Raw genomic sequence first — 8,998 nt, 5'->3', positions numbered from 1 at the left:
TTGCTGAAACTACCATGTTCCGCTTTAAGACTATTTTTGGGGGCAATCTCAGTGCACGTCAATTTGACAATCAAGCCGTGGAATTGTTCATCAAATGTGTTGCGCTCAACCGCATGATTCAGATCGCTAAACCCGATAGCTACAAGGTTGAAGGTTAATACCAGGACACTCTCAAGGCGAACCTGACCGTTTTTCTAATCATGCAACAAAGCCGCCTAAGACTAGAAACGAAAATTCGGGGCGATCGCGATCGCCATCGTCAATCACCAACCGAGTCTGATCAATATGGTGTTGGCGAATGACCGAATGCTGCCACCGAACGCGATGGTTCATCCGGTTAATTTTGACAGGGATGGGCGGATCGTGGACAAACATAGGAAGCAACCGTAGCGAGTTCGGGTTTGCCCCCTTATTCTAGGGAGAATAGTCACAACACACTAGCCTCCCAGGAAGATTTATGAGCATTCGCCCGTTTCACCTCGCATTTCCGGTCACTGATTTAGAGCAAACTCGACACTTTTACGAAACGGTTCTGGGCTGCCCCGTGGGTCGAACCTCCGACCGATAGATTGATTTCAATTTCTTCGGACATCAAATCACGGCTCACCTCGCTGCCCCCAGTCTAGACCCATCGACCAATGCCGTGGATGGAAAAGCCGTCCCGGTTCGGCACTGGAGCATCATTTTAGAAATGGACGATTGGCAAACCCTCGCCCAGCAATTACAGGAGATGGACATAGACTTTGTGATTGAACCGTATATCCGGTTCAAAGGCGAGATCGGCGAACAGGCGACGATGTTTTTTCTCGATCCGAGTGGAAATGCGCTGGAATTTAAGGCATTTGCCCAGGATGAGGCGATCTTTGCAACTGATGCTTAGGGGCAGGTTTTGCGGTGAAACCTCGGTCGTTGATCGGTGCTGTCTGCTAAACCCGCCCGTTTGAATCACGATTAGATGGGTGCGCCTACCTCTGCCAAAATCCTGGCCGCTGCCTGTTCAGCCGTTTCGCAGGCTCCTTCCATCCAGCCTTGATACTGCTTCGAGCAATGCTCTCCCACAAAAAAGAGATTGCCGACCCGTTCGCCTTCTACACCGTAGAACTGAGTCCATTGCCCGACACGATACCCACTGTAGGAACCTCGACTAAAGGGATCATGAACCCACGACGTCCGCAATCCTCCTTTCTGTAAGTAAGCATCTTGAACACCGGGATAGACCTGGTTCAGTTGCGGCAGCAGATGGGCGATCGCCTCCTCTGTCGATTGACGGCCTAACTCCACCCCCGAATGTCCACCCACAAAGTTGGTCAGTAGGGCATCATCCTTAGATCCATACTGGCTGTGGCTGGCTTCCCAAACACTCTGAAAAGGGAGATCGGAAAAGGTGAGGGCGGTGGCTTGGTAGCGATCGCGCCATACCTTTTCTCGGTATCCCGTGATCAGTTTATTGTTGCTGCCATAGCCCAGTTGGGCGATCGCGGCTCGTTTGACGGGAGATAGATCGACGTCGAGATCAATCGTTCGTAACACACTAAAAGGTAGAGCCAGGATCACTCGCTCATAGGTGCGATCGCTCACGCCCTGATCAGAACGAAGTGTGACTTGATAACGACCATCCGAGAGGTTTCGAATTCTTTCCAGGCTCGTATGCGGTTGGATTGAAGACTCGACTCGTTTTGCTAAGGTTTTAGGAATTTGATCGTTACCTCCCTTGACGCAAAATCCCTCTTCGCTTGCCCCGTAAAGGCTGAGGCGATCGGACGTGGCGTCAATCATGTTCAACAAATTCAAACAGGATTGCTCATCAATATCAATGCCGTATTCCGCCGTATAGGCAACGTCAATAATGGTCCGAAGTGTCTCCGTGGTGGGCAGCATGTCTAGATAGTCAGCAATGGACTGCTGATCTAACCGACGGACTTCGGGAGTTGCGGTTTTGTAATCCTGAAATCTGGCGAGTTTAGCAAAATCAATGTCAATCTGGCGGGCGATCGGCGCAAAGTCTTGTAAAAGCTGTTCCGGAGACACCGTCTGTTGATTAAAAAAGTAGGTGTCTACTAACCCGGCTTGTCCTGCATGGAGATTAATCAAATCCAGTTCCAACTCGTCTACTAGGGAACGCATACGGCGATGATCGTGATCGATAAATTCGGCTCCTAGCTCTGCCGAAATCGACGTTCCCGCCACATTGGGCACACTGTGCATCCGTCCACCAACCCGACCTCGCGCTTCCACGACATCTACAGGGATGCCCGCTTGCCGCAGCCGATAGGCCGCCGTGAGACCCGCAATCCCTGCCCCAACGATCAGAATCGGCGATACGGTGGATCGGGCGTTTGCGGCGGTAACCTTCCAGGTTAGATTGCCAAGAACACTGGCTCCGGCGATCGCCGCACTGGAGACTAAAAACCGACGACGAGAGAGTGCCCAACTGGACTGTTGTTCCAGTAATTCCTCCACAGGAATTTGGCGATCGCGGGCAGCATGATGGGTCTGATACGCCCAATGAATCAGAGTTGTTAAGGGTGATTTAAACATAAAAATCTAGCTGTGATGGATAACAACACAGGCTGCAATAGCGATGGGCGATCGCATCAACGAATAGTAGGCAAAACTAAGCTGAGATTGCATCCAGCCCAAAACCATGCAAACCTAGCGCACGACGCAAACCACCAACCTAAAATCCATACCGTGATTCCAGGCAGATAGGTTGCAAATGCGTAAACAAACGACCAAGCAATCGAGGGAGCGAGCCTCAAACTGTAGAGATAGACCCGCTATCCAGCGGCATCGCCGTGGATCTGCGCTTCAAGCCATCCGACATCGTCGAACAGTCGAATTAATCGAATGCGTTGGATTGCCTCCATACAACCGGGGAGTCTGACCTTGAGGGTATTAGGCTAGCGGAGAGTTGGGTGACGGGTCAGACCGAAATACGCTAAGCTTCCACCCATTTTATGCAAATTTGCTGTACTTGGCATCCCCCGTGATGAAATCACAACATTCTGACGGCAGCGCTGCCGAAAATCGTGGGGCGATCGCGCGAGGCTGGGATTCTCCCTTTAGGATAGAAGCGATACCGAAAATCGTGGGGCGATCGCGCGAGGCTGGGACTCTCCCTTTAGGATAGAAAAGAATCCTCTCGGAGCATGGCCATGTTAGAGCAACCGATTCAAACCCACCCTGTCAACGCCCGCTCAACAGATGCATTTGATCTCTTCCCCTTTCATCATTACAGCGGCCCAAATCCCTACCTGGATCGGGGAGCGCTCGTCTTCCAGTTTGCGCTCAGTGGGAATGTTGATCCGCTGCCCTTACAGGACTATGTACAGGCCATTGCTAGAGACTATCCCAATATCGAAGAGTATCCCTTCACATCCCATGCCGAACTTTTAGCTCAAACGATGGTCGAAGTCGGCAAACTTGACATGGATCTGCACGTTCAGCGCGCTACAGCCACATGCACCTGCGACCTGCAATGGGTCAAAGCGTAGACGTAACCTCACGCATTTTAGAAACTTTTTTTGATACGCCAGAAGATGCCCGCATTCCAATTGTGACGTTTAACGATCTGCCAATGGATGAATTGCGGGACTTGATCGATTGGATTTTGATTAAGCATCCAACCTGGGTCGTGGGAGCCATTTGTCGGGAAGGGGTGCTGATCAACCGCACGGAAAAGCGCTTAAGTGGTCGTCACAACAGCCGTGTCCAAAGCCTCCTCCGCAATCCCAAGTTAGATTTGCTGATTGCTGAATATACCGAAGAGATCTTGCAGAAAGAGGGATTGTTTTACGACAAAAGCAACGTCGTCATTCTCGATAATCCCACTCCCACAGAGATGATGCTAACCCGCGATATCTTTGACTCAACTCCCGTAATCATCAATCAGGATCGTGAGGTTTCTATTCGTAATCAAGGACTGATCGAGCGGTATACGCTAGGTGAACATGAGTCATTTTACCGGGTGTATTGGAAAGAGATTTCGGCTGTAATTTAAAGCGCAGCAACGAGGGCTGACTGTTAGCAGCGCCAGTTCCCTGTCAAACCCGCCCGTACAACCAATCAGGACTCATGCGGATTGGATAATCAAAGGTATGAACCCACGGGGCAAGCCCCGGCAGGTATTCCGCCCCAAGGGGCGAGGAATGAACCCGTAGAGATTCAAATCAATCGATGGAAGCGAAATACAATTATGCCTAGCGGTGTTCATGATTCGGCTCTACTGGTGAATTCGTACCGTGCTCGTAAAGAAACGGTGAGTCGAGATCAATTTGCAAAACTGTGGGTTTCTGTAGAGAGTGAGCGTTGGGCCGATCAGTATGCTGAAGAGGTCAATGTAACAGAGATCTTAGTCCATGCGTTGCGCCATCGTTTTTTCCTAGAGCAATTAACAGAATTTTTGCGCGCAACACCGGATGGGGTGTTTACCAACATTGGGGCTGGATTTACCAACTATCCCTATCTGCTTCCAGACGGCATCCCGTGTTGTGAACTTGAAGCGATTCGCTATCTTTACGAAACTTTAGGAACTATACAGCATATCGGTGACATCGTCGCAAGCACTTCTTGAGCAAACCGCACCAACAAGCACCGAGGGTTAAGAACAAAACCCGCCCTTCACCATCTGGTGATATGATCTGCTCAAGCTAGGGGTGCTTGGGCGATCGCCCAGGCTGAGATTATACCCTTGGAACCTGAACTACATTAGGCGCAGCTTGGGTACAACACTGCGGTTAATGGACTGGGTAATACCAGCGCAGGGAAGCGTGAATTCGAAATCCGATGCAACGATCGCCCCGCTTTAATTCAGCCGTGCTCAGGACTTTTCCAGTCTCCGAGTATTAGGCTGTCCAGACGGTTCCACAGTTGCATCCCTAGCTCCATATCACCGTTGGGAGATTACACCGTATGTCCATTGGAGCGATTGCGTTTGTGGTGATTTTAGTGACGGCAGGTTTATTTACCCTGCTGGGACTGCTCTATACCAGCAAACGCACGATTGATTTAGAAGACTACATGGTGAGTCGCGATCGCTTTGGCACTGGAATGTCGATTGCCACGATCGTTGCCTCTGCCCTAGGTGCCTGGATTTTGTTTAGTCCACCGGAAGTGGGCGCAACGAGCGGCATTATGGGAATTTTGGGGTACTGCCTGGGGCAAGCGGCTCCGGCAGGCGTATTTGCCACCATTGGCCCCCGCATCCGCACCCTGATGCCCAAAGGACATTCCCTCAATGAATATGTTCTCTATCGATTTGGTGCTGCAATGTATGTCCTGACTCTTGGCATCATTGTGTTCTATATGTTTATCTATCTCGCGGCTGAACTAACGGCGATCGCCAAAGCGGTGCAAATTCTGGCGGATGTCCCCTTGGGGTGGACGGCGTTAGTCGTAATTACCGCTGTCTTTGTCTACACGACCTATGGTGGACTAGGGGCTACGATTTTCACTGACGCTATTCAGTTTATCGTGATCGTGCCGCTGTTGATTTTGAGTGTGATTATTGCAGCTTCGGCCTTGGGGGGATTGGGAACCGTGTTGGACAATGTGCGCCAGTCTGCCCCAGAGCTACTGTCCTTTAGCAATGGCCCAGGCATTAAGTTTGGCCTCACCCTCGTCATTGCAGTCTTGGCAGCAGAAATGTTTAACCAAGGCAACTGGCAACGCATCTACGCCTGCCGCACGAATCAGGTTGTAAAGCGATCGTTTTTGACTTCGTTTGTCGTGATCTTTCCCATGTTGTTTCTGGCGGGCCTGCTGGGCATTTTGGCCGTGAGTGTAGGCTTCAATGACGATCGCGCCTTTTTCTCGCTGATCCAATCGCTGAACCTACCGACGATCGTGATTGTGGGCGTGCTGATTCTTGCGTTGGCCTTGGTGATGAGTAGTCTGGATACACTCCTCAACGGAATCACGAGCGTCTTGACCTTAGACCTGATCCGCTTTTTGCCGCAGCTTTCATCGAGTGGAATTTTGCGGGCATCGCGTTTAGTGGCGGTGGCGATCGCCACTCTGGCGGTGATCATCGCGGCCCAGGGCTACAACGTGCTGTATCTCTTTCTGTTGGCGGATCTCGTCTGTGCTGGGGCGATCGCACCCATTCTCTACGGCCTTTATTCCCAGCGATTAACAGGTAAAGCTGCTTTCTGGAGTTCCATGGTGGGCATTGCCGCCGGAGCCCTCTTCTTTCCCAAACCGGACTTTAGCCCTTGGCTTGCAATTCCCTTTGGGGGTGATCTGCTAGTGAGCTTTGTGGTACCGATCGTGGTTTCGTCGAGCCTGATCATCGCCTGGACGACGATTGCCACCTTCAACGGCACAGCTCAAACCTTTGACTTTGGATCCCTCCAAACGGGAATCAAGTCCTACGTTATATCGGAGGAGTAGCTTTTGCCTTAGTGCTACCTTTACGGCTAGCCCGTTTACGGTGTTGGGGCGATCGCTTCCGAGCCGTCGTTGTAGAGGCCATCAGCACAACGGCTGAGCGTCCCCCAACCCAATAGCTATCTTGAGTAAGAACAGACGCTGTTCTCAACGGACGAAAATCATCGGGGCTGGGCTTAGAGGTATCCACAATGCCGTACCACTGTTCACCCTTACCCAACAACGGTAATTCAAACTCCAACGCTTGCCAATAGGCATTAAAAATAACGTACAGATGCTCTTTCGCGTCTGGATGACGCAACGAGAAAGCGAGACTGTGGCTATTCTCACCCCAGTCTGGATGGCCTAATTTAACGCCATGCCAAACGAGATGCGGTTTATGCGTCGCATAGCTAACCTCCAAGAGTTCATTGACTTGAAAAATCTCTAGATGTTGGATCAAGAAAATGATCTCTTTAACAAAGCGATGTAAGCCCTGATTTTTTTCCAGCAAGCTCCAGTCAAACCAGCTCAGCTCATTATCCTGACAATAGGCGTTATTGTTGCCGCCTTGCGTGCGCCGGATTTCATCCCCCATCAAGATCATCGGTGTGCCCTGGGACATGAACAGCACCGTAAAGAAGTTTTTAATTTGCCGCAGCCGCAGTTCATTAATTGCCGGATCGTCGGTCTCGCCTTCTACACCACAGTTCCAGCTATAGTTGTCGTTGGCTCCGTCTCGATTGTCTTCGCCGTTGGCCTCGTTATGCTTTTCGTTATAGGAGACCAGGTCGTTGAGCGTAAAACCGTCATGGCAGGTGACAAAGTTAATACTGCGATCGGTGGCAAAGTTGTGTTTCTGGTAGATGTCAGGACTGCCTAAGATCCGGGCCGCAAGCGTACCTACCATGTTCGTGTCACCTTTGATAAAGCGGCGCACGTCGTCCCGGAAGGGGCCATTCCACTCTGCAAAGCGATCGCTCCGTTCGATAAACTCACCCACGGCATAATATCCGGCCGCATCCCAGGCTTCGGCAATCACCTTAGACTCGATCAGCATGGGGTCGATGTCAATGGCCCACAGAATCGGGGAGTGATCGTCCATGGGGTGACCTTTTACATTGCGTGCCAAAATTGCGGCTAGGTCAAACCGGAAGCCATCCACATGCATCTCGGCAGCCCAATAGCGGAGGCTATTCAAAATAAGGCTACCCACCACCGGATGATTGGCTTTCAGGGCATTGCCACATCCCGAATAGTTACTATAGAGAGAGGGATCATCGTCGTCTAAAAAATAGTAGGTGGAGTTATCTAAACCCCTAAACGAGAGCGTTGGCCCTTCATGATTGCCCTCTGCGGTGTGGTTAAACACAACATCAAGAATCACCTCAATCCCCGCTTTATGCAGCGCTTTGACCAAATCCCGAAATTCATCAATTGGGCCAAAGGGATCTTTGCGATAGCTATAGGTGTGGTGAGGGGCAAAGAACGAGAGGGTGCTGTATCCCCAATAGTTAATCAGTCCCGGTTGGACATCTTGTTCGTCAAACTGATGGATGGGTAACAGTTCAACAGCGGTTATCCCCAAGTCTTGGAGATAGGGAATTTTCTCGATGAGGCCAGCATAGGTTCCCCGTTTCTCTGGCGCGATGCCCGAATTGGGGTGGCGCGTAAAGCCCCCGACATGGAGTTCATAAATGACGCTTTTCCGGAAGGGAATTTGCAGCGGAATATCATCTTCCCAGTTGTAAGTAGACGGATCAACAACCACACCTTTTAGAGCATGGGCGCAGTTATCACCCGGATAGATGGCTGCTTCGCGATCGTAGGTCTCCCATCCGACGATCGCCTTTGCATAGGGATCAAGGAGTACCTTGCTGCTGTCGAATCGCAATCCCTTGGATGGATCAAAAGGGCCATACACCCGATATCCATACAGTTGTCCGGTTTTGATACCCGGCACAAACATGTGCCAGTAATGAATCGTTTTGTTGTACTTGGGATCAAAGGCAATGGTGCGACTCGGCTTAGCATCCTCTGGATGATCAAACAGCAATAGCTCAATGGCGTCGCAATGCGCCGAAAAGATGGAGAAGTTAACCCCATCTACGGAGGGGGTTGCTCCCAGGGGAAAACTGCGACCTGGCAATACGTTAGCACCCAAATCTGAACTCCTTAATGTCCAATGCGCTGAATTCCAGGACGATACTGTAGCGTTTAGAGACGGATCTTGAGCCTGGAACCCTGCCTCTAGTGTAGACGCGATCGCCCTTGTAGATTAGCGTTGTCCCCTGCATGGCACGAAACTATGATTTGCGTTACCTATCTTTGTCAAAGATCATGAAAGATTACTCAGGTTTACAGAGTCAATTTGGAACCGAGAATCATTGTGGTTCCGTTTGGCTTTGTTGCATGATTAGAAAAACGGTCAGGTTCGCCTTGAGAGTGTCCTGGTATTAACCTTCAACCTTGTAGCTATCGGGTTTAGCGATCTGAATCATGCGGTTGAGCGCAACACATTTGATGAACAATTCCACGGCTTGATTGTCAAATTGACGTGCACTGAGATTGCCCCCAAAAATAGTCTTAAAGCGGAACATGGTAGTTTCAGCAATCGAACGACGATGATAGC

10 protein-coding genes, 1 pseudogene and 1 riboswitch are annotated in these 8,998 nt (G+C 50.6%); of the genes and pseudogenes, 7 read left to right on the top strand and 4 right to left on the bottom strand.

Annotation, left to right across the window (positions count from 1 at the left end; all coding sequences use genetic code 11):
- The coding region (locus IGR76_04410) for an IS5/IS1182 family transposase (protein ID MBF2077765.1) at positions 1 to 158 on the top strand (158 nt) is incomplete at its 5' end.
- Positions 159 to 198: 40 nt separating this feature from the next.
- Here IGR76_04410 and IGR76_04405 read toward each other — a convergent pair.
- Positions 199 to 375 carry a hypothetical protein gene (locus IGR76_04405; GenBank protein MBF2077764.1) on the bottom strand — a complete coding sequence of 59 codons (177 nt, stop codon included), beginning with the start codon at positions 373 to 375 and terminating at the stop codon, positions 199 to 201.
- Between the two features lie 82 nt (positions 376 to 457).
- Here IGR76_04405 and IGR76_04400 point away from each other — a divergent pair.
- Positions 458 to 880 (top strand): annotated as a pseudogene (locus tag IGR76_04400) (VOC family protein).
- A gap of 71 nt (positions 881 to 951) precedes the next feature.
- On the opposite strand, the gene IGR76_04395 reads toward IGR76_04400, so the two are convergent.
- On the bottom strand, positions 952 to 2,538 hold the full coding sequence (locus tag IGR76_04395) for an FAD-dependent oxidoreductase (protein ID MBF2077763.1): 1,587 nt from the start codon (positions 2,536 to 2,538) through the stop codon (positions 952 to 954).
- Between the two features lie 451 nt (positions 2,539 to 2,989).
- Between IGR76_04395 and IGR76_04390 the strand changes: the two genes are divergently transcribed.
- From IGR76_04390 to IGR76_04370, 5 genes are all read left to right on the top strand, one after another.
- Positions 2,990 to 3,130, top strand: a complete 141-nt coding sequence (locus IGR76_04390; protein ID MBF2077762.1) for a hypothetical protein — start codon at positions 2,990 to 2,992, stop codon at positions 3,128 to 3,130.
- 25 nt (positions 3,131 to 3,155) lie between these two features.
- On the top strand, positions 3,156 to 3,494 hold the full coding sequence (locus IGR76_04385) for a hypothetical protein (GenBank protein MBF2077761.1): 339 nt from the start codon (positions 3,156 to 3,158) through the stop codon (positions 3,492 to 3,494).
- Positions 3,479 to 4,000, top strand: coding sequence for a hypothetical protein (locus IGR76_04380; GenBank protein ID MBF2077760.1), 522 nt, complete (start codon positions 3,479 to 3,481; stop codon positions 3,998 to 4,000). Before IGR76_04385 ends, IGR76_04380 begins: the two co-directional genes overlap by 16 nt.
- A gap of 81 nt (positions 4,001 to 4,081) precedes the next feature.
- A complete protein-coding gene (locus IGR76_04375) occupies positions 4,082 to 4,573 on the top strand; it encodes a hypothetical protein (GenBank protein MBF2077759.1) in 492 nt (163 codons plus the stop codon).
- A 68-nt stretch (positions 4,574 to 4,641) separates the two neighbouring features.
- Positions 4,642 to 4,783, top strand: a riboswitch (TPP riboswitch).
- Between the two features lie 128 nt (positions 4,784 to 4,911).
- Complete coding sequence (locus tag IGR76_04370) at positions 4,912 to 6,390, top strand: Na+/proline symporter (GenBank protein MBF2077758.1); 1,479 nt, start codon at positions 4,912 to 4,914, stop codon at positions 6,388 to 6,390.
- On the opposite strand, the gene glgX is transcribed toward IGR76_04370, so the two are convergent.
- Positions 6,374 to 8,530, bottom strand: coding sequence for a glycogen debranching protein GlgX (gene glgX / locus IGR76_04365; GenBank protein MBF2077757.1), 2,157 nt, complete (start codon positions 8,528 to 8,530; stop codon positions 6,374 to 6,376). The genes IGR76_04370 and glgX overlap by 17 nt on opposite strands.
- A 292-nt stretch (positions 8,531 to 8,822) precedes the next feature.
- Positions 8,823 to 8,998 (bottom strand): IS5/IS1182 family transposase (locus IGR76_04360; GenBank protein MBF2077756.1); only part of this gene is annotated, 176 nt, incomplete at its 5' end.

Origin of the sequence: Synechococcales cyanobacterium T60_A2020_003 (assembly GCA_015272205.1) — a bacterium.
In the GTDB taxonomy this organism is placed as follows: Bacteria; Cyanobacteriota; Cyanobacteriia; order RECH01; family RECH01; genus JACYMB01.
This window is presented reverse-complemented; position numbering and strand designations above follow the sequence as displayed.

What these genes read in the sequence shown, in the direction of transcription:
- IGR76_04370 (MBF2077758.1), top strand. Translation starts at nt 4,912, where the DNA reads ATGTCCATTGGAGCGATTGCGTTTGTGGTGATTTTAGTGACGGCAGGT.
- IGR76_04395 (MBF2077763.1), bottom strand. Translation starts at nt 2,538, where the DNA reads ATGTTTAAATCACCCTTAACAACTCTGATTCATTGGGCGTATCAGACC.
- IGR76_04390 (MBF2077762.1), top strand. Translation starts at nt 2,990, where the DNA reads ATGAAATCACAACATTCTGACGGCAGCGCTGCCGAAAATCGTGGGGCG.
- IGR76_04380 (MBF2077760.1), top strand. Translation starts at nt 3,479, where the DNA reads ATGGGTCAAAGCGTAGACGTAACCTCACGCATTTTAGAAACTTTTTTT.
- IGR76_04405 (MBF2077764.1), bottom strand. Translation starts at nt 375, where the DNA reads ATGTTTGTCCACGATCCGCCCATCCCTGTCAAAATTAACCGGATGAAC.
- IGR76_04385 (MBF2077761.1), top strand. Translation starts at nt 3,156, where the DNA reads ATGTTAGAGCAACCGATTCAAACCCACCCTGTCAACGCCCGCTCAACA.